25 protein-coding genes and 1 pseudogene are annotated in these 25,091 nt (G+C 61.9%); 12 read left to right on the forward strand and 14 right to left on the reverse strand.

Annotation, left to right across the window (positions count from 1 at the left end; translation table 11 throughout):
• Positions 1-17: 17 nt before the first annotated feature.
• The gene (locus tag J2X76_RS23380; RefSeq protein WP_310219722.1) at positions 18-1,181 is read right to left on the reverse strand and encodes a M20 aminoacylase family protein; all 1,164 of its coding nucleotides are present in this window, start codon (positions 1,179-1,181) and stop codon (positions 18-20) included.
• A gap of 246 nt (positions 1,182-1,427) precedes the next feature.
• Positions 1,428-3,857: an autotransporter domain-containing protein gene (locus J2X76_RS23385; RefSeq protein ID WP_310219724.1), complete on the reverse strand. Its 2,430-nt coding sequence runs from the start codon at positions 3,855-3,857 to the stop codon at positions 1,428-1,430.
• A gap of 478 nt (positions 3,858-4,335) precedes the next feature.
• On the opposite strand from J2X76_RS23385, the gene J2X76_RS23390 reads away from it, so the two are divergent.
• Positions 4,336-5,454: a D-alanyl-D-alanine carboxypeptidase family protein gene (locus tag J2X76_RS23390; RefSeq protein ID WP_310219725.1), complete on the forward strand. Its 1,119-nt coding sequence runs from the start codon at positions 4,336-4,338 to the stop codon at positions 5,452-5,454.
• Between the two features lie 13 nt (positions 5,455-5,467).
• Positions 5,468-6,643, forward strand: a complete 1,176-nt coding sequence (locus tag J2X76_RS23395) for a GTP-binding protein (RefSeq protein ID WP_310219726.1) — start codon at positions 5,468-5,470, stop codon at positions 6,641-6,643.
• A gap of 174 nt (positions 6,644-6,817) precedes the next feature.
• On the opposite strand, the gene J2X76_RS23400 is transcribed toward J2X76_RS23395, so the two are convergent.
• The 5 genes from J2X76_RS23400 to J2X76_RS23420 form a co-directional block, all read right to left on the reverse strand.
• The gene (locus J2X76_RS23400) at positions 6,818-7,051 is read right to left on the reverse strand and encodes a sulfurtransferase TusA family protein (protein WP_310219728.1); all 234 of its coding nucleotides are present in this window, start codon (positions 7,049-7,051) and stop codon (positions 6,818-6,820) included.
• Positions 7,048-8,364 (reverse strand): murein L,D-transpeptidase family protein, encoded by a 1,317-nt coding sequence (locus J2X76_RS23405; protein WP_113128602.1) that lies wholly within the window; start codon positions 8,362-8,364, stop codon positions 7,048-7,050. The genes J2X76_RS23400 and J2X76_RS23405 overlap by 4 nt, the downstream gene beginning before the upstream one ends.
• A 181-nt stretch (positions 8,365-8,545) precedes the next feature.
• Positions 8,546-9,499, reverse strand: coding sequence for an acetyl-CoA carboxylase carboxyltransferase subunit alpha (locus J2X76_RS23410; RefSeq protein ID WP_113128540.1), 954 nt, complete (start codon positions 9,497-9,499; stop codon positions 8,546-8,548).
• 63 nt (positions 9,500-9,562) lie between these two features.
• Positions 9,563-10,507: a site-specific tyrosine recombinase XerD gene (gene xerD, locus J2X76_RS23415; protein ID WP_310219731.1), complete on the reverse strand. Its 945-nt coding sequence runs from the start codon at positions 10,505-10,507 to the stop codon at positions 9,563-9,565.
• A gap of 13 nt (positions 10,508-10,520) precedes the next feature.
• On the reverse strand, positions 10,521-10,679 hold the full coding sequence (locus J2X76_RS23420; RefSeq protein WP_113128538.1) for a hypothetical protein: 159 nt from the start codon (positions 10,677-10,679) through the stop codon (positions 10,521-10,523).
• Between the two features lie 147 nt (positions 10,680-10,826).
• Between J2X76_RS23420 and J2X76_RS23425 the strand changes: the two genes are divergently transcribed.
• The 3 genes and pseudogenes from J2X76_RS23425 to J2X76_RS23435 form a co-directional block, all read left to right on the forward strand.
• Complete coding sequence (locus J2X76_RS23425; protein ID WP_310219734.1) at positions 10,827-11,432, forward strand: shikimate kinase; 606 nt, start codon at positions 10,827-10,829, stop codon at positions 11,430-11,432.
• Complete coding sequence (aroB, locus tag J2X76_RS23430) at positions 11,432-12,574, forward strand: 3-dehydroquinate synthase (protein WP_310219737.1); 1,143 nt, start codon at positions 11,432-11,434, stop codon at positions 12,572-12,574. The genes J2X76_RS23425 and aroB overlap by 1 nt, the downstream gene beginning before the upstream one ends.
• A gap of 11 nt (positions 12,575-12,585) precedes the next feature.
• Positions 12,586-13,458: pseudogene (locus J2X76_RS23435) on the forward strand (HlyC/CorC family transporter); the annotation flags it as partial.
• Between the two features lie 42 nt (positions 13,459-13,500).
• On the opposite strand, the gene J2X76_RS23440 reads toward J2X76_RS23435, so the two are convergent.
• On the reverse strand, positions 13,501-14,415 hold the full coding sequence (locus tag J2X76_RS23440; protein ID WP_310219739.1) for a sterol desaturase family protein: 915 nt from the start codon (positions 14,413-14,415) through the stop codon (positions 13,501-13,503).
• A 288-nt stretch (positions 14,416-14,703) separates the two neighbouring features.
• Complete coding sequence (locus J2X76_RS23445) at positions 14,704-14,985, reverse strand: BolA family protein (RefSeq protein ID WP_310219740.1); 282 nt, start codon at positions 14,983-14,985, stop codon at positions 14,704-14,706.
• A 102-nt stretch (positions 14,986-15,087) separates the two neighbouring features.
• On the opposite strand from J2X76_RS23445, the gene J2X76_RS23450 reads away from it, so the two are divergent.
• The 4 genes from J2X76_RS23450 (at position 15,088) to J2X76_RS23465 (ending at position 19,722) form a co-directional block, all read left to right on the forward strand.
• A complete protein-coding gene (locus J2X76_RS23450) occupies positions 15,088-15,735 on the forward strand; it encodes a DnaJ domain-containing protein (protein WP_113128533.1) in 648 nt (215 codons plus the stop codon).
• A gap of 61 nt (positions 15,736-15,796) precedes the next feature.
• Positions 15,797-16,789 (forward strand): cobaltochelatase subunit CobS, encoded by a 993-nt coding sequence (cobS, locus tag J2X76_RS23455; RefSeq protein WP_113284278.1) that lies wholly within the window; start codon positions 15,797-15,799, stop codon positions 16,787-16,789.
• A 28-nt stretch (positions 16,790-16,817) separates the two neighbouring features.
• Positions 16,818-18,722, forward strand: coding sequence for a cobaltochelatase subunit CobT (gene cobT, locus J2X76_RS23460; protein WP_310219742.1), 1,905 nt, complete (start codon positions 16,818-16,820; stop codon positions 18,720-18,722).
• A gap of 10 nt (positions 18,723-18,732) precedes the next feature.
• Positions 18,733-19,722, forward strand: coding sequence for an esterase-like activity of phytase family protein (locus J2X76_RS23465; RefSeq protein ID WP_310219743.1), 990 nt, complete (start codon positions 18,733-18,735; stop codon positions 19,720-19,722).
• A gap of 12 nt (positions 19,723-19,734) precedes the next feature.
• Here J2X76_RS23465 and J2X76_RS23470 read toward each other — a convergent pair whose 3' ends face one another.
• The 3 genes from J2X76_RS23470 to rpmB form a co-directional block, all read right to left on the reverse strand.
• Complete coding sequence (locus tag J2X76_RS23470) at positions 19,735-20,067, reverse strand: pentapeptide repeat-containing protein (protein ID WP_310219744.1); 333 nt, start codon at positions 20,065-20,067, stop codon at positions 19,735-19,737.
• 91 nt (positions 20,068-20,158) lie between these two features.
• The gene (locus J2X76_RS23475) at positions 20,159-20,800 is read right to left on the reverse strand and encodes a queuosine precursor transporter (RefSeq protein WP_113284280.1); all 642 of its coding nucleotides are present in this window, start codon (positions 20,798-20,800) and stop codon (positions 20,159-20,161) included.
• A gap of 115 nt (positions 20,801-20,915) precedes the next feature.
• Complete coding sequence (gene rpmB, locus J2X76_RS23480; RefSeq protein ID WP_007753701.1) at positions 20,916-21,215, reverse strand: 50S ribosomal protein L28; 300 nt, start codon at positions 21,213-21,215, stop codon at positions 20,916-20,918.
• 251 nt (positions 21,216-21,466) lie between these two features.
• Here rpmB and J2X76_RS23485 point away from each other — a divergent pair, with 251 nt between their 5' ends.
• From J2X76_RS23485 to J2X76_RS23495, 3 genes are read left to right on the forward strand one after another with little or no spacing between them, the layout of a single operon-like run.
• Positions 21,467-22,240 carry a DUF3108 domain-containing protein gene (locus tag J2X76_RS23485; RefSeq protein WP_113128599.1) on the forward strand — a complete coding sequence of 258 codons (774 nt, stop codon included), beginning with the start codon at positions 21,467-21,469 and terminating at the stop codon, positions 22,238-22,240.
• A 45-nt stretch (positions 22,241-22,285) separates the two neighbouring features.
• On the forward strand, positions 22,286-23,173 hold the full coding sequence (locus tag J2X76_RS23490) for an EamA family transporter (protein WP_310219746.1): 888 nt from the start codon (positions 22,286-22,288) through the stop codon (positions 23,171-23,173).
• Between the two features lie 34 nt (positions 23,174-23,207).
• Positions 23,208-23,861: a lysoplasmalogenase family protein gene (locus J2X76_RS23495; protein WP_310219749.1), complete on the forward strand. Its 654-nt coding sequence runs from the start codon at positions 23,208-23,210 to the stop codon at positions 23,859-23,861.
• On the opposite strand, the gene J2X76_RS23500 is transcribed toward J2X76_RS23495, so the two are convergent.
• Complete coding sequence (locus J2X76_RS23500) at positions 23,858-24,277, reverse strand: cupin domain-containing protein (RefSeq protein ID WP_113128526.1); 420 nt, start codon at positions 24,275-24,277, stop codon at positions 23,858-23,860. The genes J2X76_RS23495 and J2X76_RS23500 overlap by 4 nt on opposite strands.
• 1 nt (position 24,278) lies before the next feature.
• Complete coding sequence (gloB, locus tag J2X76_RS23505) at positions 24,279-25,049, reverse strand: hydroxyacylglutathione hydrolase (protein WP_310219750.1); 771 nt, start codon at positions 25,047-25,049, stop codon at positions 24,279-24,281.
• Positions 25,050-25,091 lie beyond the last annotated feature (42 nt).

The following is a 25,091-nucleotide window of genomic DNA, read 5'->3' on the forward strand; positions in this document are numbered from 1 at the left end:
AAGCCCTTTCATTGGCCTCATTCCGTCAACCGATGTTCGGCGAGACGCACCCAATACGAAATGCCGTATGAAATCGCCTCGTCGTCGAAATCGTAGTGCGGGTTATGGAGGGCGGCCGTATCGCCGTTGCCGATGAAGATGAAGGCGCCGGGACGCTTTTTCAGCATGAAGGCGAAGTCCTCGCCGGCCATGGTCGGATCGACATTGGCATCGACATTGGAAGCGCCCGCCACCTCGGTCGCGACGGCGACGGCATGTTCGGTTTCCCGGTCGTGATTGACGGTCACCGGGCATTTGCGTTCGTAATCGATCTCCGCCTCGGCGCCATGGGCGCCGACGATACCTTCGACGATCTGGCGGATCCGCGTTTCGGCAAGATCGCGCGTCTCTTCGCTGAGCGTGCGGACCGTGCCCCAGAGCGTCGCTTGGTCGGGAATGATGTTGTGGGTCGTGCCGGCATCGAAGCGGGTAACCGAAATGACGATCGAGCGCACCGGATCGGCATTGCGGGCGGCGATCGCCTGCAGGCTGCCGACCAGCTGCGAGCCGATGAAGATCGGGTCGATGGTCTTGTGCGGCTGTGCCGCATGGCCGCCGCGGCCCTTGATGGTGATGGTGAAGCGATCGGGCGCCGCCATGATGCCGCCCTTGCGGATGGCGAACTGGCCGAGCGGAATGCCCGGCATGTTATGCATGCCGTAGACTTCCTCGATGCCGAAACGTTCCATCATGCCGTCTTCGACCATTGCCAGCGCACCGGCGCCGCCCTCTTCGGCGGGCTGGAAGATCAGTGCGACGGTGCCGTTGAAATTGCGGGTTTCCGCAAGGTATTTCGCCGCGCCGAGCAGCATCGACGTGTGGCCGTCGTGGCCGCAGGCATGCATCCTGCCGGGGTGTTTCGAAGCCCAGGGCTTGCCGGTGATCTCGGTGAGCGGCAGGGCATCCATGTCGGCCCGAAGCCCGATCGTGCGGCCGCCCGGGCCCTTGCCGCGGATGATGCCGACGACGCCGGTGCGGCCGATGCCGGGCACGACCTCGTCGACGCCGAATTCCCTCAGCTTCTGTTCCACGAACGAGGCAGTGTTCTCTACCTCGTAAAGAATTTCAGGATTTTCATGAAGATATCGTCGCCACTCGCTGACTTCGCCCTGAAGTTCGGCAGCCCGGTTCAAAATCGGCATAAGATTCCCTGTTGTTGGCTGGTCACGCGGTTATAACAAGTCCTCCCGGGTGGAGTGTGCCTGTCATGATCGACGTAATCAATCTTCCTGCAAGTTGCCTCCCTTGCAGGATAAGGCAGATTTCTATCAAGGCGTTGTGATAGCTGGCCTTTTTCGGGGCATTGCAATGAACATCGCCGGTCGGTCGCCTGCGCCAGCGAAACACATTTCGATCCGGTGACGGCTCCATCCTCATATTCAGCGGGGTCAGAATATGGCTTTCATCCCGATCCGCCCGGTATATGCTTTCGATTGATCGGTGTTCACCGAACCTTCGACGGCGCCGTAGATGTTGGTTGTCGCGCTTACCGGGACGTCGAAGCCGATACCAACAGTGGCGCCGAGAACGTTGCGGTCAGAGGCGTTTTCGAGGCTGAATTCGGTATTGTTCAAAGAGGCGACGTAGCTGTCTGATCCGAGGTTCTGGCGACCGGTGATGGCGCCCGAGAACGAAATGGAGCCTTTTCTCCCAGCCTCCATGGCAAAATGACGGCTGAATTCCAACTGGAAACGTCCTTCCAATGAATGACTGTCGCGCCCTGCATAGCTCAGGTTCTGGGACGAACCCGATTCGTCGTAGCCTTCGTAGTAGGCTCCCACATATCGCAGGCCCGCACTTGGCGTCATCGTCCAGTCCGACGCGATCGAATACCTGCGGCTGAGCGAGAACTCGGGTGACGCATACCAGCCCAGGAAATTGCCTTCTGCGGTTTCAGCGCCGGAATTGATCGAACGTTTGCTGTCGCTGTCTATCATGCCCAGCGTCAGAGACGCATTGAGTGTCAAGTCGCCGACGGGGGCGGCGGCATAAACGCCCGCAAAGCCGGTGCTTCCTTCGAGCCAGTTTCCGCTTTCCGCGGAACTCGCCGATACCGCGCCGCCGCCCGCAAAGATGCCCAGCCGTTTATTGTCGAATTGCCGATCCGCGCCGAAGATAAGGCCATAATGGTAGATATTGCTTTCCGGCGTGCTCCCGGAACCTGACTGTTCCCGGCCACCGCCAAAGACGCGCGCCCAAAGCAGGGTCCCATACGGATCGACAACCGTTCCATGGGTGATGGACGCAATCGCGTTTTCGGCAGGCGACTTCCTCGTGGGCTCGGCGTAGAAGGTTGGGCCGGTATTCACTTCTCCAAGCGTGGCGGTGGGACGGTCGATATCAATCGCCAGAATGCTGCCGATCACATCCGAAACCGAATTCGTATAGCTGCCGACCGCCTTGCCGACTTCCGGGGCGGCCGAGATCACGTCAATGCTTCCCGACGTGTCGGCATTGGCCAGGATCGCCAACTGGGAGCTGTTGTCGAGCCGGATGGTGTTTCCGGCTGCGATGTAGTTGGCAGCGGGAATGTGATAGCTGCCCGATCCGAATGCCGTCGTGTTGCCGGTCGTGTTGTTGTAATCCACAACTCCGGTGAATTTCGCATTCGGACTGATATTCAGGGTGTTTCCACCCGTGGCGAAATAGACCGACGCGACGTCGCCGGATATCGTTCCGCTGTTGGTCACGATGCTGCCGGACACGTCCAGACTGAGACCATAGACGTTGCCGCTTATCGAGCCGCTGTTTGTCAGCCGGCCGCCTCGCAGCGTCACGCCGTTGCCGCTGGCCGTGATTTCGCCCATGTTGACGATACCAACGGTCCCGCTACCGGTGACGGCGTCGATGCCGGTCAGCGCGTTGATGCGGCCGGAGTTGGTAATGGTGACGTTTCCGCTGTCTGTCTGGGCGTAGATGCCGATCGAATCGGGCGCGTTGACAACGCCCCCCGTGCTATTGGTCACGGTTATGTTGCCGGAGGTGTCGGCACGCGCGTGGATGCCGTAGTGACCGCTACCCGCATCGGCATGGGCGGTGTCATCATGAGAATTGAGTTCGCCGCTGTTATAGACGGTTACGTCTGCCGCGGTGCTCCACGCCTGCAGAGCGATGCTGTCTTCGGCGGTTACCGTGCCCGAGTTGGTCACGTCAACCGCACCGGAGGCCGACCAGGCTATCAATCCCTGCAAGGTCTCGGAGGTAACCACCCCGGAATTTTCGATCGTCGAAAGCCCGTGCCAGTTTATCGCCCGGATGCCAGCAAGGTAGGCGTCGACCGTCCCGCTGTTGTCAATCGACACTTCCACCGGCGCGAGGTCGCTATCGTTGTAGCCTCCGTCAGCATAAATGCCCCTGTCCGTGGTCGCAGTGACGCTGCCGCTGTTGATGATCGAGACGGCCCCCTGGTTCGTCGTCACGGTAATCGCAGGGCCGCTCGTCGATGTCACCGTTGCGGCGCTTTCAACGGAAATATCACCTGAGACCTGGTTTCTCAGCCAGATCGCCCCCAAGCCGCCGCCATCCGAACCGACGACCACATCACCGCCAAGATAGAGTTCGAGATCATGGTCCTGTGCGTCGGTATAGGTATAGATTGCCGCGTAGGCGGGATTGTAGATCGTCGTGCTTCCAGTGATGCGAAGCGTATGTTGCGTCGGCGTCGTGGAGGCGTTCAGCGGCGCCATCCTGACATAGACCGTGGTTTCGTCGCTGATCGTCAAAGACGAAGAGCCGGCATTCGTAATTTGCTGGATGTAAGACGCGTCGCAATTTTGAGACGCAATCGATCCCGTAGATACGCAGGAGGCCGATGCCATGTCAGGCGCCGACCAAACTGGTATGGCTGTGCAAGAAAGAAGAAAAACACGCCATTTGAAGTTCATTCTGGTAACGGAACCGAACATTTTTGAACATGCTTTCCGCGAAGAAAAAAACTTTTGCAATTGTGTCCGCATTATGGCCGGATTCGCGTCGTTTGCAATCTGTTAACCTATCGGTTTCTTGGGGCGGGCTGGCTCGCATTTTTTCCATCCGATCGCGCACGGCTCCCGCTGAAGCGGTTTTTCGGTCATTGTGACTGAGGAACAGGGCGATGGGTGGCGATCAAATTCTGTCGTGCATTGCGCCTTGATGCTTGCCAAATCAGGCTGGCATAGGCTTAAAAGAGCAGGGTGAAAGACACACTGGGCTTGAGCGTCTTGGGCCATGCAATATCAGCAGAGAGCTTTGCCATCGGTTGGCCACATAAGCCGCATATGCGCCACACTCGTTAAGCCGCAACAACGAGGGACTATCTTGCCGACCTTCAGCCTCCGATCCGCCTCCGCCACCCGGCTGATCTGCGCCCTCTCGGCGCTTGCCCTTGTCGCTGCCGCCGGAACCGCTGCCGCCAATCCGAAAATCGTCGTCGATGTAAAGACCGGCAAGGTGATCGCCCATGAGGATGCGTTCCTCAAATGGTATCCGGCGTCGCTCACCAAGCTGATGACGGCCTATGTGACCTTCAAGGCGCTGAAGACCGGCAAGCTCTCGCTCGACACGCCGGTGGTGATGAGCAAGGTCGCCGCCGACCAGCCGGCGAGCAAGATGTACTTCACGCCCGGCACGACGATGACGATGGACAACGCGTTGAAGATGATGCTCGTCAAGTCGGCGAACGACATGGCGGTTGCGGTGGCCGAGGCTGTCGGCGGCACGCAGGAACAGTTCGTGGCGATGATGAATGCCCAGGCCAAGGCACTCGGCATGAATTCCACCCAATATATCAATCCGCACGGCCTGCCGGGCAAGGGTCAGTTCTCGACCGCGCGGGATCTCGCGCTGCTGACGCTGAGGCTCAAGCAGGATTTCCCAGAATACCAGAGCTATTTCTCGCTCGAGGGTATCGATACCGGCTCCAAGCAATATCCCAATTTCAACACGCTGATCGGCCGTTTCGACGGTGCCGACGGCATGAAGACCGGTTTCATCTGCGCCTCCGGCTTCAACCAGATCGGTTCCGCGACACGGGACGGCCGTTCGGTGATTTCCGTGGTGCTCGGCTCGGACAGCCTCGCCGGCCGCGCCGACGACACCGCCAACCTGTTGCAGCAGGGGCTGAGCTCGGCCGTGCCCCAGGGCGTGGCGCTGCCGGCGCTAGCACCCTATGGCGATACGGCTCCCGTCAACGACGTCAGCGCCGAAATCTGCAATCCGAAGGCGGCCAAGGTGCGCAGCGAAACCCGTGACGATACGGGCCGCACCATCCAGCATTCGCCCTATATCCATGAAATGGCCCGCCCGCCGGTCTACACGATGCTGACCCTGATTTCCGGTGGCGAGGCGCCGCCCCCGCCGCCCAAGGGCGCCAAGAAGGCAACGGTTGCCGCCAATGCCGTCAACGTGCCGATCCCGCAGCCGCGCCCGACATTCTGAACGGGAATAGATGATGTCTTCTGCCCAGAACCGGATCCCGGTCTCCATCCTCACCGGCTTTCTCGGTGCGGGAAAATCGACGCTGCTCAACCGTATCCTCAAGGATCCCGGCACCAGCGACACGGCCGTGATCATCAACGAGTTCGGCGAGGTCAGCATCGACAATTTCCTGGTGGAGGCGTCCGGCGATGCGCTGCTGGAAATCGCCAATGGCTGCCTCTGCTGCACGGTGCGCGGCGAGCTGGTGGATTCGCTCGCCTCGATCATGGACGGCATCCAGACCGGTCGGCTGAAACCGATCCGCCGGATCGTCATCGAAACGACGGGCCTTGCGGATCCGGCACCGGTCATGCAGTCGGTGATGGGCAATCCGGTCATCGCGCAGAATTTCGAGCTCGACGGCGTCATCACCGTGGTCGACGCGGTCAACGGGGTATCGACGCTCGACCGTCACCAGGAGGCGGTAAAGCAGGTGGCGGTGGCGGACCGGCTGATCATCTCCAAATTGTCGATGGCGGATGCTGCCCAGCTGGCGGCCCTCAAATCGCGGCTCGCGGAACTCAATCCCCGGGCGCCCATCGTCGATGGCGACAGCAACGAGGCGGGTACGGCGGCCATCCTCGTGAACGGACTTTACGATCCGGCGACCAAGATCGCAGACGTGGACCGCTGGCTGCGCGACGAGCTGGCCAGCGATGCCGGCGAGAATCATGACCATCATCACCACGACCATGGTCACGACCACCAGCATGGCCATGATCATCACGGGCACGGCCATCACGACCACCATCATCATGACGTGAACCGCCACGGCGACGACATCCGGTCCTTCTCGATCATTCATGACAAGCCGATCGAGCCGATGGCGATCGAGATGTTCATCGACCTGTTGCGCTCGGCGCATGGCGAAAAGCTGCTGCGGATGAAGGCGATCGTGGCGCTTTCCGACAATCCGGACCGGCCGCTGGTGCTGCATGGGGTGCAGAGCGTCTTCCACCCGCCGCAGCGCCTGCCGAAATGGCCCGACGGTTCCGACCGGCGCACCCGCATGGTGCTGATCACGCAAGGACTGGAAGAAGCCTTCGTCTCGGATCTTTTCGCCGCGTTTACGGGCCAGCCCCGCATTGACCGGCCGGATCGTGCGGCGCTGGAGGACAATCCTCTCGCGGTTCCTGGCCTTCGCATGTGATCGTTTTAGGGCGGGCTTGCCCCTCACCCTAACCCTCTCCCCGTAAACGGGGAGAGGGGACTTGCCCCATTCGCGGTTGGTGATTGAGGCGATGTCGGTGTGGCATCCGTCCTTCGCCCCGCGTGCGGGGAGAAGGTGCCGGCAGGCGGATGAGGGGCTAATCGGAGGATTCGCCTATCCCTTGCGGATCAGGAAACGATGTCCCGTCTCGGTCTTTTCCGAACGGACCAGTTCGTGGCCTTCCTGCGTGCAGAAATGCGGAATGTCGAGGCCGGCCAGAGGATCGGTGGTTTCGATCGCAAGTTCCGCGCCGCTCTCCATGTTTTTCAGCCGGCGGCGGGTCTTCAGCACGGGCAGGGGGCACTTCAGGCCTCTCAGATCGTAGAGGCCGTCGGTGGTCGAGGTCATTCCTTGCTCCAGAACTTCCAGAACGGCTTTTTCTGCGGTTCGCTGATCGGCGGTGCCGCGTAGGCAAGCGGGTTCTGGGCCGGGATCGGAACCGTGGTCGTGTTGCCCTGGGCCGTGGTGATCGTCGGGATGGTGCCGGTGCTCTGCGCGACGTTGCCCTGCGCTGTGGGGGAGGCGGTTGCCTCGGCCGGCAGGCGGTCCTGCTTCATGCGGTCGGCGGCGGAGCCGGGGCGAAACGTGACGGGAGAGGCTGACGCAAGCACGGTATTGGCCGGCTTGTTCTGGGAGGCCATCCGCTTTTCCATCATTTCCTGGAATTCCGACTGGCTGAGCAGCTTGCCGGCTTCGAGCGAGGTTCCGGTCGGTGCATAGGCGATATCGCGGCCCTTGCGCTTGCCGGCGACCACCGCCTTGCGTTCGGCCTCGGTCGGCTCGTACCAGACCTTGCCGTCGAACTTCTCCAGCGCCTTCGCGTAGGAGACCTGATAGGTCTTTTCGTAGGAGGTCAGCGCCGAGACGAGCGCCGGAGGCGTCGACATGGGCGGGCAGGCAGCCGCGGGAGCAAAGGTGCCATTGCCGGAGAGCTGCTGGTTGAAAACGTATTTCTTGTCGCAGACATTGACTTCCGGCGGGCGCTTGGTGACTTCGAAATTGTCGTAGCCGACCTTGATCATCTTCCAGAAGTCGAAGTTCTGGCTGTCGCGGTGGCGCGCCATGTTCTCCGCGGTCATCCGGAACGGCAGAGCCTGGAGCTGCACGGAGGTCTGGCCGCCCTTGAAGGCGTCCCGCGCAAACGCATAGATCTCCAGAACCTGTTCGTCGGTCATCGAATAGCAGCCGGACGACGAGCAGGCGCCGTGGATCATCAGGTTCGATCCGCTGCGGCCGTTGGCGGCGTCGTAGCGGTTCGGGAAGCCGGTGTTGATGGCGAGGTAATATTTGGAATTCGGGTTCAGATGCGCCGGCGTCAAGCTGTAGAAGCCTTCGGGAGCCTGGCGGTCGCCTTCCTTGACCTTGGGGCCGAGCTTTCCGGACCAGGCGCAGATATCGTAGCTCTTGATCACCTCGAACCGGTTGTCGGCCTTTGCCTTCCAGATTTCCAGCTTGCCCTCTTCCTTGAGGATGCGGATCATGATCGGCGAGGTGCGCGGCATGTCCTTCTTCTGCATCTCGGCGAGAATGCTCGAAGGCAGCGGCTGCTCGACCTTGTTCTTGACGCTCTTCAGGTCGATGCTCGCGGAATCGAGCGTATCGTTGCAGCCCGTCAGGGCGGTTGCCACGAGGAGAGCGAGAGCGATGTGTTTCAGGCGCATCGGTACGGACCACATAGACTTGGAACGACGAACGAATTCGGTACAGGACTTCGATAATGAAGCGGTAATCTTTAGATATTCTTAACCGCTTGCGCCGGCCTGTCCAGCAAAACCGCCCGGCACCCAATGTTATCAGCAATATGGCCCAAATTTGGCTAATTGAGCGGCAGAGCTCTACCGATCAGAGATTGCGGCCGATATCGAGGAATTTTTGCCGGCGGGCCGCCCGCACCTCGTCGCCCGAAAGCCGCCCAAGGTCTTCCAGCGCCGAGGCGATCATCTTGCCTGTCGCGGTGATGACGGCCTCGGGCTCGCGATGCGCGCCGCCGATCGGCTCGGGAATGATATCGTCGATGATGCCGAGGCTCTTCAGGTCTTCGGCGGTGATCTTCATGTTGGTCGCAGCCTCGCGGGCGCGGGTCGAATCGCGCCAGAGGATCGATGCCGCGCCTTCCGGCGAGATGACAGAATAGATCGAATGCTCCAGCATGTAGACGCGGTTGCCGGTGGCGATCGCGATCGCGCCGCCGGAGCCGCCTTCGCCGATCACGACGGAAACCATCGGCACCTTGAGGCCGAGGCACATTTCGGTCGAGCGGGCGATTGCCTCCGCCTGGCCGCGTTCCTCGGCGCCGACGCCCGGATAGGCGCCCGCGGTGTCGATGAGCGTGATGACCGGCAGGTGGAAACGATCGGCCATTTCCATGACGCGGATCGCCTTGCGATAACCTTCCGGGCGCGGGCTGCCGAAATTGTGCTTGAGGCGGGTCTTGGTGTCGTGGCCCTTTTCCTGGCCGATGACGGCGACCGGCATGCCGTTGAAGCGCGCAAGACCGGCCTGGATGGCGGCATCCTCGCCGAAATTGCGGTCGCCGGCGAGCGGCGTGAAATCGGTGAAGAGATGGGCGGAATAATCGACGAAATGCGGCCGCTGCGGATGGCGCGCGACCTGCGTCTTTTCCCAGGCGCCGAGCTTGGAATAGATTTCTCGGGTGGCTTCCCTGACGCGGGTCTCCAGCCTGCCGATTTCCTCGGACGTATCGATGCTTTCGTCTTCCGAGGCGAGCTTTTTCAGCTCGTGAATCTTGCCCTCGAGGTCCGAGATTGGCTTTTCGAAATCGAGATAAGTCTGCATGGGAGCCGGTTTCCGGTTGTTTTATCTCAGGAACACGGAGTTCCCATTTTCTGTTTGGGGCTTCTATTCCCGGTTTTTGGCCTGTTTTGCAAGAGGGTGGTGTGTTTGAACCAGCTCGCGCAGCCGTTCTTCCAGTACATGCGTGTAGATTTGTGTGGTGGAAATGTCCGAATGGCCGAGCAGTTCCTGCACAACGCGAAGGTCCGCCCCGTTCTGAAGGAGGTGGCTGGCGAAGGCATGGCGCATCACATGGGGGGAGATTGCGGCGGCTCTAAGTCCGGCGCGGGCGGCCAGCCCCTTGAGGTCGCGGGCGAAGACCTGTCTCGGCAGATAACCCTCCTTGCCGGCCGAGGGAAACAGCCACGGGCTGTCGCCGGACTTTGCGAGCGCCTGTCGCCGGACCTCACCATAGGATGCGACGGCGGCGATCGCCGAGCGTGACAGCGGCACCAGGCGTTCCTTGTTGCCCTTGCCGCGGATGACCAGGAAACGGCCCTCCTGATCGAGCACCTTGACCGGCAGAGACACGAGTTCGCTGACGCGCATGCCGGTCGCGTAGAGAAGTTCGAGCAGCGCCAGCATCCTGAGGCGCGCGAGCTGCTCCGGGCCGGGTTCGGCGGCCTCCTTGGCGGCAAGCTCGAGGAGCCGCGTCACCTCGTCCTCGCTCATGATTTTCGGCAGCGAGCGGCCTTTTTTCGGCGCGTCGAGGATCGTCGTCGGATCGTCGCCGCGCAGGCCTTCGGCATAGAGGAATTTGTAGAACTGCCGCATCGCCGACAGTTTTCGCGCCTGGGAGGAGGCGGCAAAACCCTGGGCGCCGAGATGGGCGAGATAGGCGGAGAGATTGGCGCTTTGCGCCGTCAGGGCCGAAGTGCTGCTCGCCAGCAGGAAGGATTGCAGGTCTTCGAGGTCGCGTTCGTAGGATGACAGCGTGTTGCCGGCGGCTCCCCGCTCGGCGCTCATCATTTCGAGAAAGGCTTCGATATGGGCTCGGGAAAGATCGGCCATTATCCGTCCGCCCTTATTGCTGCGGCGTTGTCTGGTTCAGCCGCTCGGAGGGTATGCGAACCGTCACGTCGCGTTCGTGCGGATCCACCAGCATGACGAGAGCCACCATGCTTCCATAAACGATGCCTGCGATCGCCGCCAGCACGAAGAGGAAACGGAAAAGGGTGGGCATTCACGACTCCCGGAGTTGCGTCGCACTATATCGATAAAGGTTTACATATCGGCAAGAACAAACAATCCCCCGCATTCTTTGAGGGTTGCGACGGCTTGACGCTGCCGGTGCATTTGTCGATACCGTTTTTTCGAAACGGACCGAACAATGACAGAAGCCGCAACTTCCGCCGCATCGGCACTCAGCGAAAAGGCGCGCGCCGTGCTCGGCAAGCGCAACCTGATCTTTGTCGGGCTGATGGGGGCCGGCAAATCGGCGATCGGCCGGCTGGTGGCGCAGACGCTTTCCATTCCCTTCATCGATACGGATGCGGAGATCGAGAAGGTTTCGCGCATGACCATCAGCGAACTCTTCGCCGCTTACGGCGAGACGGAATTCCGGGCGCTGGAAACCCGCGTCATCGAACGGCTGCTGAGGGGCGGTCCGCGCGTCGTCTCGACCGGCGGCGGCGCGTTCATCAACGAGGCGACCCGCCATCAGATCAAGATCGGCGGCATCTCCGTCTGGCTGAAGGCCGATCTCGACGTTTTGTGGGAACGGGTGAACAAACGCGACCACCGGCCGTTGCTGAAGACCGAGAACCCGAAACAGACGCTGGAAAACCTGATGAGCCAGCGTTATCCGATCTATGCCGAGGCGGATCTGACGGTTCAGTCCGAGAATGTTCGCAAAGACCTGATGGTCAACGAAGTGCTTGCGGCGGTGGCCAATCTGGCGAGCGAAGGCGAATTGCCGAGCGAAGGTGAATTTTGATGAACATGTCTTCCCGAACCGACGAAAGAGGCTCCGAGCGCCTGGTGCATGTGCCGCTCGGCGAACGCGCCTATGACATCCTGATCGGGCCCGGCCTGATCACGCGTGCCGGCGGTGAGATCACCTCCCGCCTGAAGGGCCGCAAGGCGGCCATCGTCACCGACGAGCATGTCGGCCCGCTCTATCTCGAAGCGCTGATGGACAGCCTGCAGACAGACGGGATCGAAGCCGTCTCGCTGACGCTGCCGGCCGGCGAGAAGACCAAGAGCTTCGACCACCTGGCGACCGTCTGCGACATGGTGCTTTCGGCCCGCATCGAGCGCAACGACGCGGTGATCGCGCTCGGCGGCGGCGTGATCGGAGACCTCGCAGGCTTTGCGGCCGGCATCGTGCGCCGCGGCGTGCGCTTCGTGCAGATCCCCACCTCGCTTCTGGCGCAGGTGGATTCGTCTGTCGGCGGCAAGACCGGCGTCAATACCCGCCACGGCAAGAACCTGCTCGGCGTCTTCCACCAGCCGGATCTCGTGCTTGCAGACACGGCGGCGCTCGATTCGCTTTCGGAGCGCGAATTCCGGGCCGGTTATGCGGAAGTGGCGAAATACGGCCTGATCGACCAGCCGGATTTCTTTGCCTGGCTCGAGAAGAACTGGAAAGCCGTATTTGCCGGTGGTCCGGAGCGGATCGAGGCGATTGCGGTCAGCTGCCAGGCGAAAGCCGATGTCGTGGTCGAGGACGAGCGCGAGACCGGGCGCCGGGCGCTGCTCAATCTCGGCCACACGTTCGGTCACGCGCTGGAGGCCGCCACCGAATACGACAGCAGCCGCCTGGTGCATGGCGAGGGCGTGGCGATCGGCATGGTTCTGGCGCACCAGTTCTCGGCGCGCCTCAACCTTGCAAGCCCGGACGACGCGGCGCGGGTCGCGGCCCACCTGAAAGCCGTCGGCCTGCCGACGTCGATGAGCGACATTCCCGGCAAACTGCCGCCGACCGAAAAGCTGCTCGAGGCCATCGCGCAGGACAAGAAAGTCATGGGCGGCAAGCTCACCTTCATCCTGACCCGCGGCATCGGCCAGTCCTTCATCGCCAACGACGTGCCGTCGTCCGAGGTGTTGAGCTTCCTGGAGGAAAAACGGCCGAAATGACGTCCAGGGCGGGCCTCAAGTCGCGTGCCGTCAACGCGGTGATCCGCGGGCTCCTCCGCCTGTGCGGCGTTTCCCTGTCGCAGGAGACGTTGTCGCTTTCCGGCCATGACGACCTGCACGAGGCCTTGGATGCGGCCCATCGCGAGGGCAATTTCGACAAGGAGGATCGCGACCGCCTGAGCGGCCTTTTCGAGCTCGAAGAGCTGGAAGTCTCCGACGTCATGAAGCACCGGACGGTGATGCGGGCGGTCAATGCCGACGATCCACCGGAAGTGGCGGTCCGCACCGTGCTCGAAAGCCCCTATACGCGCATGCCGCTCTGGCGCAATTCGACCGAGAACATCATCGGCGTGGTGCATGCCAAGGACCTGCTCCGGGCGCTCGCCGAGCCGAATGTCGAGCCGGAAAACCTCGATATCGTCAAGATCGCCCAGAAACCGTGGTTCGTGCCCGACAGCACCAGCCTCAAGGACCAGCTCAGTGCCTTCCTGAGGCGCAAGGGACATTTCGCGGTCGTCGTCGACGAATATGGCGAGGTGCAGGGCATCGTCACGCTCGAAGACATTCTCGAGGAGATCGTCGGCGATATTGCCGACGAGCACGATATCGAAATCCAGGGCGTGCGCCAGGAAGCGGACGGCTCGATCGTCGTCGACGGCTCGGTGCCGATCCGCGATCTCAACCGCGCGCTCGACTGGAGCCTGCCGGATGGCGAGGCGACGACCATCGCCGGCCTCGTCATCCATGAATCGAAGCTCATTCCGCAGGAGCGGCAGGCGTTTACGTTCTATGGCAAGCGATTCATCGTGTTGAAGCGGGAGAAGAACCGCATTACCAGGCTGAGGATACGGCCGGCGGAAGATGTGACGCTGCCGGCGGAGTAGTTACCGCCACGTCCGCGGACAGTCGTCCTTCGCGCTCCGGTTTCAGTTGCCTTTCGGGCGCCGCCCGAGGATCTGGCGGACCCCTTCCTTGGTGAAGGGCTGAGCCAATTGCGGCAGGAAACCTCGGGCGATCTGCCCCTTGATGCCGATATCCGTGGATGAAGGGCGGTCGGGATTGAAATAGGTGCCGAACAACAGGTCGAAGACGACGATATTCTCGCCGTAATTGGTGTTGCCCTCGCGAATTTCCTGCGAGTGGTGCCACCGGTGAAGACGTGGAGTGCTGAACACGAAGTCGAACGGCCCCGTCTTCATGTCGACATTGCAATGGGTGAGGATGCCGATGAAAGCGGTTACCGCGGCAAGCCACCAGAAGACCTGCAGCGGCGCGCCGAGAAGATAGAGCGGGATCTGGCTGAGCGTGAGCTTGAACAGCGAATCGACCACATGGAAGCGTCCGGTATTGACCACCCAAAGGCGGGTCACGCTGTGATGCAGCGCATGAAAGCGCCAGAAGAACAGCTTTTCATGGGCGATGCGATGCGACCAGTAGAGGCCGAATTCGGCAATGGTCACGGCCAGCACGATCTGGATGATCATCGGCAAGGCCGAGGGCCAAAGGCTGAATTGCAGCGTGGCCAGCGGCTGCAACACGCTGGCGGCGAGCATCGGGAAGATCGCGGCCAGGAGCGTGGCGATCTCCAAAAGCCCCTTGGTGAGCAGCGTATGGGCGATATCGTTTGCCGTTTCGCCGTCCGGCTGGAGCCACCGCCCTTCGTAGGGAATGTATCGTTCGAGACCGAAAAGAACCGCAATCGCACTCAGATAGACGGCTGAGAACGCCACCATCGGATGGTCGCTGGAGAAGGAGAAATAGGAGCCTGTAAGGCCGGAAAAGAACACCAGCGGCCATGAGCAATAGGAAAGGACCCGCTTTACAGGTTCAATTTTCGACATGGACCCGAGTTCCCCAGCAACCACCTGACCTGCAGCCAGCGGATCAACTCCCGTGGAACCGCAGTCGCCCCGTTCCCTCGTCTGTGCCACGCCTGCCGTAATAGTTTCTTCCCCGCCGCGTCCATTGCGGATGTCGGCTGGCCCGGCGGGATAATGACCAAATTCGGCGCCGGAGCAATCGCAATCCGTCACTTTGTCTGCGAAAATTTGAGGCCGTTCCTGCGGCATCCGACATCGATCGAGGCTGGGATCTTGGCCTTGGGCCCCGTCGTCCCTATCTAAGTTCCGCTACCAGCGGGTCGGCTCGCCCGGTGCCGAGGCTTCCACCGCAAGCGCGTGAAGTCCGGCGTCGAGTTCGGGTTTCAAGAGGGCATTCACCGTGCGATGCCGGTCGAGCCGGCTCATTCCGGAAAATTTTTTCGAAACGATGCGGACCCGCATGTGGGTTTCGCCGGTTCCGGTGATGTCGGGCTGATGGCCGGCGTGCTGATGGCTTTCATCGATGACGACCAGCCGTTCCGGCTGGAGATGGTCGGTGAGCGTGATTTCGATTCGGGATTTGACGGACATCTCGGTCTCCGTTGCGACGCAAAAGGGCATCCCACAAACCAGTAAGAAAGGACTTTGTCAATTCTTGCCGCGCCCTCTTCGTCGCCCCATAATGAGGGCCTTATGAAATTAGATTCCAAATATTTCGACCGTATCCGGACGCGCCGGAACAGGGAGCAGGAAGCGGCGCCGCAGGCCCCCACCTGTCAGTGGGACGGGTGCGACAAGCCCGGCGTCCATCGCGCTCCCGTGGGCCGCAACGCGGAAGGCCAGTTCTTTCTGTTCTGTTTCGAACACGTCCGGGAATACAACAAGGGCTACAATTATTTCTCCGGCCTGTCGGATGGCGAGATCGCCCGATACCAGAAGGAAGCGATCACCGGCCACCGGCCGACCTGGACTGTCGGCGTCAACAAGGCCGCCAAGGATGCGCCGCTTCATTCCACGGCCCGTTCGGGTGCCGCCGGAGCGGCGGGCGCCACCGGCACCCAGCAGCGCTTCAAGGATCCGTTCGGCTTCGTTTCGCAGGCGCGGGCCACAGGCGGATCGCGCTTCCAGACGCAGGGGCGCAAGCTGAAGACATTGGAGGCCAAGGCCTTCGATACGATGGAGTTGGCCGCCAATGCGACCGCGGCGGAGATCAAAACCCGCTACAAGGAACTGGTCAAGAAACACCACCCGGATGCGAACGGCGGCGACCGCGGTTCGGAAGAACGTTTTCGTGCCGTCATTCAAGCATATCAGTTGTTGAAGCAGGCGGGTTTCTGCTAAGCCGTAAAAATTATGGCAGTGAGGATGACGGCCGGGCGGCGGCTCGCGCCTTGGAGAGACGATGAGTAAGATTGATCTAGATATTTCCAACCTTCCCGATACCACCGTTTCGGTCCGGGAAGTCTTCGGCATCGACAGCGATATTAAGGTTCCGGCATATAGCAGCGGCGACCCCTACGTTCCGGATCTCGATCCGGACTATCTGTTCGACCGCGATACGACGCTCGCCATTCTCGCAGGCTTTGCTCATAACCGACGCGTCATGGTGTCCGGCTTCCACGGCACCGGCAAGTCCACCCATATCGAGCAGGTCGCCGCCCGTCTCAACTGGCCGTGCGTGCGCATCAACCTCGACAGCCATGTCAGCCGTATCGATCTCGTCGGCAAGGACGCGATCGTGCTGAAGGACGGCAAGCAGGTCACCGAATTCAAGGACGGCATCCTGCCCTGGGCCTACCAGCACAATGTCGCGCTCGTCTTCGACGAATACGATGCCGGCCGCCCGGACGTCATGTTCGTCATCCAGCGCGTTCTGGAATCCTCCGGCCGCCTGACCCTGCTCGACCAGAGCCGTGTCATCCGTCCTCACCCGGCATTCCGCATCTTCGCGACCGCCAACACGGTGGGTCTCGGCGATACGACCGGCCTCTATCACGGCACGCAGCAGATCAACCAGGCACAGATGGACCGCTGGTCGATCGTGACGACGCTGAACTACCTGCCGCATGAGAAGGAAGTCGATATCGTCGCCGCCAAGGTGAAATCCTTCGGACGCACGGCCGAGGGCCGCGAGACGGTGTCGAAGATGGTGCGTGTCGCCGACCTCACCCGGTCCGCCTTCATCAACGGCGATCTTTCGACCGTCATGAGCCCGCGTACCGTCATCACCTGGGCGGAAAACGCCGAGATCTTCGGTGATATCGCGTTCGCCTTCCGCATCACCTTCCTCAACAAGTGCGACGAACTGGAACGCACGCTGGTTGCCGAACAGTACCAGCGCGCCTTCGGCGTCGAGCTGAAGGAAAGTGCCGCCAACATCGTCCTCGGAGCGTAAGCCCAGAGGGAGTTGAGAGGACGAGGTCATGGCAGGTCGCGGAGACAATTCGAAAGCCAAATCCGGCGGTCCCGTCGATACGGAACCGTTGCGGCGGGCGATCACCGGCTGCGTGCGGTCGATCGCCGGCGACGCTGAAGTCGAGGTCACGTTCGCCAACGAGCGGCCGGGCCTTGCCGGCGAACGCATCCGCCTGCCGGAAATCTCCAAGCGGCCGACGGCGCACGAGCTCGCGGTGACCCGCGGGCTCGGCGATTCCATGGCGCTCAGGCTCGCCTGCCACGACACGGCCACGCATGCCAGCATGTCGCCGCAGGGCGCCGATGCGCGCGTCGTCTTCGACGCGGTCGAGCAGGCGCGCGTCGAGTCGATTGGCGCATTGCGTATGGCCGGCATGGCCGCCAACCTCAATTCCATGCAGGCCGAGAAATATTCGAAGGCGAATTTTTCCGGCATCGAACGGCAGGAAGACGCACCGATCGGCGAAGCGGTCGCCATGCTGGTGCGCGAAAAGCTGACCGGCCAGAAGCCGCCGGCCAGCGCCGGCAAGGTGCTCGACCTCTGGCGCCCGTTCATCGAGGACAAGGCGGCCGGCGATCTCGACAATCTTCGCAACGTGATCGAGGACCAGCAGGCGTTCGCCAAGCTGGTGCGGCACATGCTCACCTCCATGCAGATGGCGGAGGAGTTTGCCGACGAGGACACCGATCCGGAGGAGATGGAGAACCCGGACCAGGACGACCAGCCGCGCAGCAACGAGACCGAGAACGACGAGGTCGAGGAAGAGGCCGGTTCCGACGCGGCACCTGCCGAACAGAGCGATGCTTCCGACGAGGAACTCGATGACGGCGAGATGGACGGCGCGGAAATGTCCGACGAGGACATGTCTGACGACAGCGACGAACATTCCGAGACGCCCGGCGAGACCCGGCGCCCGAACAGCCCGTTCGACGATTTCAACGAGAAGGTCGATTACAGGATCTTCACCCAGGAATTCGACGAGGAGATCCACGCCGAAGAGCTTTGCGACGAAGCGGAACTCGACCGGTTGCGTGCCTTCCTCGACAAGCAGCTCGCTCATCTCCAGGGCGCCGTTGGCCGGCTTGCCAACCGCCTGCAGCGCCGCCTGATGGCGCAGCAGAACCGCTCCTGGGACTTCGACCTGGAAGAGGGTTATCTCGATCCGGCTCGTCTGGTGCGCCTGATCATCGATCCGATGCAGCCGCTCTCCTTCAAGAAGGAGCGCGACACGCAGTTCCGCGATACGGTGGTCACTCTCGTCATCGACAATTCCGGCTCGATGCGTGGCCGGCCGATCACGGTTGCCGCCACCTGCGCCGATATCCTCGCCCGCACGCTGGAGCGCTGCGGCGTCAAGGTCGAGATCCTCGGCTTCACCACCAAGGCCTGGAAGGGCGGGCAGGCGCGCGAAAAGTGGCTGGCGAGCGGCAAGCCGCCGACGCCCGGCCGTCTCAACGACCTGCGCCACATCGTCTACAAGTCTGCCGATGCGCCCTGGCGCCGCTCGCGTCGCAATCTCGGCCTGATGATGCGCGAGGGCCTGCTCAAGGAAAATATCGACGGCGAAGCGCTGATGTGGGCGCATAACCGCCTGATCGCCCGCCGCGAGCAGCGCAAGATCCTGATGATGATTTCGGATGGCGCGCCGGTCGACGATTCGACGCTGTCGGTCAATCCGGGCAATTATCTCGAACGGCACCTGCGTGCGGTGATCGAGCAGATCGAGACGCGTTCGCCGGTCGAGCTTCTTGCAATCGGCATCGGCCACGACGTGACGCGCTATTATCGCAAGGCCGTGACGATCGTCGATGCGGACGAGCTTGCCGGCGCCATGACCGAGCAGCTTGCCGAGTTGTTTGCGGAAAACGGTGGCCGTTCGGCGGGTGCAGGCCGCATGCGTCGGGCCGGTTGAGGTCCGCCGCTTGAGACTCTGCCGCCTCGCCGTCTGGGCCGGTCTTTTTGGCGCCATCGCTTTTCCGGTGGCGCCGGCGACCGACAATGTCCCGGTTCGGGTGCAGGCGATCACCGAATTCAAGCGGGGGTCGGCGGAAACCCGGTTCGGTCCGCTCGAATTCCTCGGCGGTATCGAGTTTTCCTCGTCCGACAGCAGGCTCCAGTCCTTGTCGGCTATCCGCTTTCGCGCCGACGGGGAACGTTTCGTGTCGGTGCTCGACACCGGTTCCTGGTTGACCGGCCGTATTCAGCGGGATGCCAAGGGGCGGCTTGCCAACCTCACCGAGCTTGCCATCAACCCGATCCTCATCCGCGGCGGCCGGGTCGGCACGAAATACAATTCGGATGCCGAGGGGCTGGCGCTGCGGGACGGCCAGGCGATTATCGGCTTCGAGCAGCTGCATCGTGTCGACGCCTATCCCGATCCCGGGTTCGAGATGTCCGCGCCGCTGAAGAGCCTCGATCTTCCAATCCCGCGCCACGAGTTCCGGATGAACGCCGGCATGGAGACGGTGGCGGTATCGCCGAAATCAGGACCGCTCAAAGGGTCGCCCATCGTGGTCACCGAGCATAGCCTCGATGATCAGGGAAATCTGTTCGCCGCGATCCTGGAAGGCCCGCTGAAGGGCGTGTTCAAGGTGGTGCGGCACGATCCTTATGACGCGACGGACGGCGCCTTTCTGCCCAACGGCGATTTTCTGCTGCTGGAGCGCCGCTTCAGCTATCTCGGCGGCCTTGGCATGCGCATCCGCCTGATCAAGGGCGAGAGCATTCGCCCCGACGCCGTCGTGGATGGCGAGGTGCTGGTCGATGCCGACATGGGTTATGCCATCGACAACATGGAAGGCCTGGATGTCGTCATGGGGCCGGAAGGCCGGCCGCATCTGATCCTCATCTCCGATGACAACGGCAATCTGCTGCAGCGTAACGTCATGCTGGAATTCCGGCTCAACCGGTAGCGGTTTCCGGCTTCAGTCCTGTTTCGCGGCGTTGTACGCATCGAGCAGGGCCTGAACGGGTATGCCGTCGATCTTGGCGCCCGTCATTCTGCATCCCACGAACTCGGCGCCCGAAAGGTTGGAGTTGTGCAGCCGCAGGCCGGACAGATTGACGTCATCGATGGACCAGCCCGACATATTGCTGTCATTGATCGTCGCGCCTGCAAAATTGATCTGATTGAAACTCGCGCCTGACAAATTGGTGTTGTGGAAGCGTGTGCCGGACAGGTTCACGTCGTCAAACGACGAGCCTGAAAGGGTTGCCCGGGTGGCTTCCAGAATATCGAAGACTTCGTGAATCTGCATGGTGGCCCGTCCAGAAAAGTTGCGACGCGGCGCAGACTGCCGCGCAACCTTTCAACTTGCAAGCCGGATCGAGCCGGGACTTTACTGAAAGTCAGGCTGCAGCCTTCGCCACCTGCGGCATCGGCTTCAGCACGTTCATCAGCGCGCCATAGGGCAGCAGCAGCACGACGCCGACCAGGACCTTGACCACGAGATCGCCGAGTGCCCAGGAGATCCAGCGCGGGGCTTCCGCCGCAAACGCGCCGAGGATCGGGGCGGACTGGATCGCGAAGTCCTCATTGGGGCCGATGAAGGCGAAGAGCGGGGCGAAGGCCAGCGAGAAGAACAGGATCGTATCGATCACCGTGCCGATCAGCGATGCCGCGAGCGGCGCCTTCCACCAGGTCTTGCGGCGCAGTTCGTTGAAGACCGAGATATCGAGAAGCTGGCCGATCAGGAATGCCGTGCCGGAAGCGATGGCGATGCGCGGAACGGAAATCCAGAAGGACAGCGCAACGCCGACGACGAAGCCGACCAGCACGACGCGCCGCGCGATCGACGGGCCGAACTGGCGGTTGGTCAGATCGGTGATCAGGAAGGCGACGGGATAGGTGAATGCGCCCCAGGTGAGGAGGTCGCCAAGGGCGATGCTCCAGAGCGTTCCCGTGACGGGAAACTGCACCAGGAAATTGGAGGCGACGACAACGGCCGCCATCAGCAGGGCATAGATAAGAGTATAGCGGGAGCTCAGCATTTTTTTATCCTGGGTGATGCCACCAGTTGGAGTTATGAAGGCCCAAGAGAAAAGGCCTGGCCGGTGTTACCCGTTCAAGCCTTCCTCAAAGCCGGATGATTTGTCGTCGGACCGATCAGGCCGCAGCAGCGACTTCAGCGGTCTTCTTGACGATCTGGCGGCGCAGCAGGCGGGCGCGCATCGACAGTTCGGTCTCGTCGGCCTTCAGCAGGAAGGCATCGAGGCCGCCACGATGTTCGACGGAGCGCAGAGCGTGCGCCGAAACGCGCAGGCGATAACGCTGGCCGAGAGCGTCGGAGATCAACGTGACCTGGCACAGGTTCGGCAGGAACCGACGGCGGGTCTTGTTGTTGGCGTGGCTTACGTTGTTGCCGGTCAGAACGCCCTTGCCGGTCAGTTCGCACACACGAGACATGGATACACCTTTGTTCTTCTTCAATCGGATGGTACTTCCGGACAATGCCCGGTGCGCCGATCCAACTGGTCCTGAGTGGAAAGTTGCGGTTCTATAGTCAGTGGGGCTCGTCGCGTCAAGCCAAAACCTTGACTTCCGCCCAAGAGATTCCGCCCGCAGTGCCGTAAAGCGGCTATTTTCTTGCCATCATGCACCGTCTATATGTCTCCAGGAAGACGCTTTCCGGCGTCCGCATCGGTCAGGGCAGAATCATGAACCTTCGCGGCAGTTTCGTCAGTGCCTTCGTGCTCATCTTCGGGTTCACGGCCGTTCCGCTCGGCTCGGCGGAAATCCGGCATGTCAGCGAATACGATATCTCGCTCGGAATCCTGCCGATCGCCAAGGCGTCTTTCGCCAGCGAATTCAACAGCAGCGACTACAAGATCAGCGGAACGTTCAAGTCCGCCGGGATCGTCAACATCATCAGCCGGATCTCCGCCGAAACCAGCGTCAGCGGGCGCATGCAGGCCGACAAGCTGCAGGCCGACCGCTACAACCTCGTCTATAGCGCCGGCCGGCGCACGCGTGTCTACGACGTCGAATACCGCAACGGCAATGTCACCGAGACGACCGTGAAACCGGAGCCGAGCCGCAATCCGGAAACCTGGATCCCGGTGACCGACAAGGACCTGCGCGCGGTGCTCGACCCGTTGAGCGGCCTGATCTTCCCGGGCGATGCCAAGGTCTGCCCCAGCCGGCTACCGATTTACGACGGCGAGTCGCGCATGGATCTGGTGCTGACGCCGAAGGGAACTAGGCCGTTTTCGACCGACGGCTTCAAGGGGGAGGCGATCGTCTGCTCGATCCGCTACCTTCCCAGATCCGGCTTCCGGCGCGGCCGCAGCGATATCGAATACTTACGCAAGACGCCGATGGAAATCTGGTTTGCCAAGGCGCAGTCGGTAAATGTATATGCTCCGGTCTATGCCGTCATCCCGACGAGGATGGGGCAGGTTTACGTGACCGCCGTCAAATACGGCGGCTGATGGGGCGCTCGTCCGGGCGTCCATAGAGCGTTCGGGGGAGCGGGAGTGAAAGTCCGGGGAACGTTGATCGGTTTTACGGCGATCCTCATGTGGTCGCTGCTGGCCCTGATGACGGCTGCATCCGGAAAAGTGCCGCCTCTCCAGATGAATGCGATGACGTTTGCGATCGGCAGCCTGCCGGGCATCGTGCTTTTCATCCTCAAGCCGCAACGGATCGTCCTACTGAAGCAGCCGGCCAAGGTCTGGATCATCGGCATTGGCGGCCTTTTCGGCTACCATTTCCTGTATTTCACCGCGCTCCGGAACGCGCCGGCCGTCGAGGCGGGGCTGATCGCCTATCTTTGGCCGCTGTTCATCGTCGTCGGATCCGCGCTGCTGCCGGGCGAGCGATTGCGCTGGTATCATGTGCTAGGCGCGATCGCCGGGCTGTGCGGCACGATCACGATCGTTTCGCGCAAGGAGCTCTCGTTCGACGACGCCTATCTGCTGGGTTACGGCGCGGCTTTCCTCTGTGCCTTCACCTGGTCGGGTTATTCGCTGTTGACGCGGAGCTTCGACCGGGTTGCGACCGATGTGGTCACCGGCTTCTGCCTCGGCACCTCGCTTCTTTCGCTGATCTGCCATCTGGCGCTTGAGACGACCGTCTGGCCGGCCGATGGCGGCGAGTGGGCGGCGGTCGTCGGGCTCGGTCTGCTGCCGCTTGGCGCGGCCTTTTATGCCTGGGACTATGGGGTCAAGAACGGCGACATCCAGATCATCGGCGCGGCGAGCTACGCGGCGCCGCTGCTTTCGACGCTGATCCTGGTCGCTTCCGGCTTTGCGGAGCCGGACTGGCGCATTCTGATTGCCTGCCTGCTGATCACCGGTGGGGCGGTGCTGGCCGCGCGGGATATGTTCCGGCCGAAGCCGATTGCCGAGGCCATTGCCGAATAGGCGTCCCTGATGGATCGGGGACGTGGGGGAAGACATGGTTCTGTTGATATGGGCGGTGCTTGCCGCCTCGATTGCGCTTGCGGTCGGTTATTTCCGCTGGGTCAGAAGGCCCGCCGGCCATCTGCGCACAGTGCTGAAGGCCACGCCTGTTCTGCTGCTTGCGCTCTACGCGGTTCTGGCCGGCGCGCCTGCGCTGTTCATCGTTGCGCTGATATTCGCGGCGTTCGGCGATGCCTGCCTTGCCTATGAGGGAGAGGCAGCCTTCGTTTCGGGGCTCGTGGCCTTCCTCGCGGCGCATCTTGCCTATGCGGCGCTGTTCTGGCCGTCGATAGATCCCGGCCTGCTGGTCGCTTCCGCCTGGCGTTACACGGCGGCCTGGCTCTTCGTCGTGATGACGGGCATGACGCTTTTCATGCTGTGGCGTCCGGCCGGGCGGCTTGCCATCCCGGTCACCGTCTATGGGATCGTTCTCCTCGCCATGGCGCTCTCGGCGCTCTCGGTAAAGCCGATCCTGCCGTCGGCGGGGGCTGCCCTGTTCGTGATGTCCGACACGGCGCTGGCGATCCAGACATTCCTGGTGAAGCCCAAGGCGCCGGTGATCGCCAGGCTGAAGCCCTTCGTCTGGGGCACCTATTTCGCGGCACAACTCGTCTTCACGCTGGCAATTGCCGGCCTGCGCTTGTCCTAAGCCGACGGCTCCCAGCCGGGCGGTGCCATCTCGAAGCGCGAAAACTCGAAGCCGGGTGCCACCGTGCAGCCGACCAGCGTGAAGCGGCCGAGCGGTTCCGCCGCCTGCCAGGCATCGGCGGGGACCACTGCCTGCGGTCTCGCGCCCTTGGCAAGATCGATGCCGAGCGTCACCTCTTCGACGGTTTTGCCATCGGAAATCCGCAGGCGCAACGGATCGCCGGCATGGAAGTGCCAGATTTCCGCCGCGTCGCGAACCCGGTGCCAGTGGGACCGTTCGCCGGCTTCCAGCAGGTAATAGATCGCCGTCGAATGGCCGCGTGAACCGCCCTCTGAATCGCGAAAGGTCTCGACATACCAGCCGCCTTCCGGATGGCGCTGCATGCCGAGCGCGGCAATGATCTCCTGCGGCGTCATTTTAGAAATTGTCCTTGCGCTTGCGGATTTCCGCAAACACTTCCTCGTTGGACTTGCTCTCCATCAACAGGTTGCGGCGGATGGCCGGATCGGTGGCGCGCAGGAAGGGGTTGGTTTCCTTTTCCAGCCCGACCGTCGTCGGAATGGTGAAGCGGCCGGCGGCGCGCTGCTCTTCGATCTCCCTCGCGCGGCCCTGCAGTCGCTCATTGTCGGGATCGACGCTCAGCGCGAATTTCGCGTTCGAAAGCGTATATTCGTGACCGAAATAGACGGCCGTCTCGTCCGGCAGGACGGCGAGCTTCTGCAGCGAGTGCCACATGTCCGCGGCGGGACGTTCGAACAGCCGGCCGCAGCCGAGCGCGAACAGCGTGTCTGCCGCAAACAGGATCTTGTCGTCCGGAAAATGGTAGCAGATATGGCCGGCGGTATGGCCGGGCGTCTCTATGACGCGCACGAGATGTTCGCCGAACTGGAATTCGTCTCCGTCCGCCATGGTCCTGTCGAGACCGGGGATCGCCACCGCCTCGTTGAACGGGCCGATGATCTCAAGCCCGAACTTTTCCTTGAGCGCCAGGTTGGCTTCCACGTGGTCGCCATGGTGATGGGTGGTGAGGATGTGGGTTATCTTCCAGCCACGGCGGGCGGCCGCGTCGAGGATGGGCTTTTCCTCCGGCGCATCGATCGAGGCCGTCAGCCCGCTTTCCGGGTCGTGCACGAGAACGCCGTAATTATCGCTGCGGCATGAAAAAATTTCGAGTTCCAGTGGTCTCATAACATAACCCCATTGCTGAAAGAGTTTTGCGTCACAATGTAG

Origin of the sequence: Neorhizobium sp. 2083 (genome assembly GCF_031455615.1) — a bacterium.
GTDB lineage: Bacteria > Pseudomonadota > Alphaproteobacteria > Rhizobiales > Rhizobiaceae > Neorhizobium.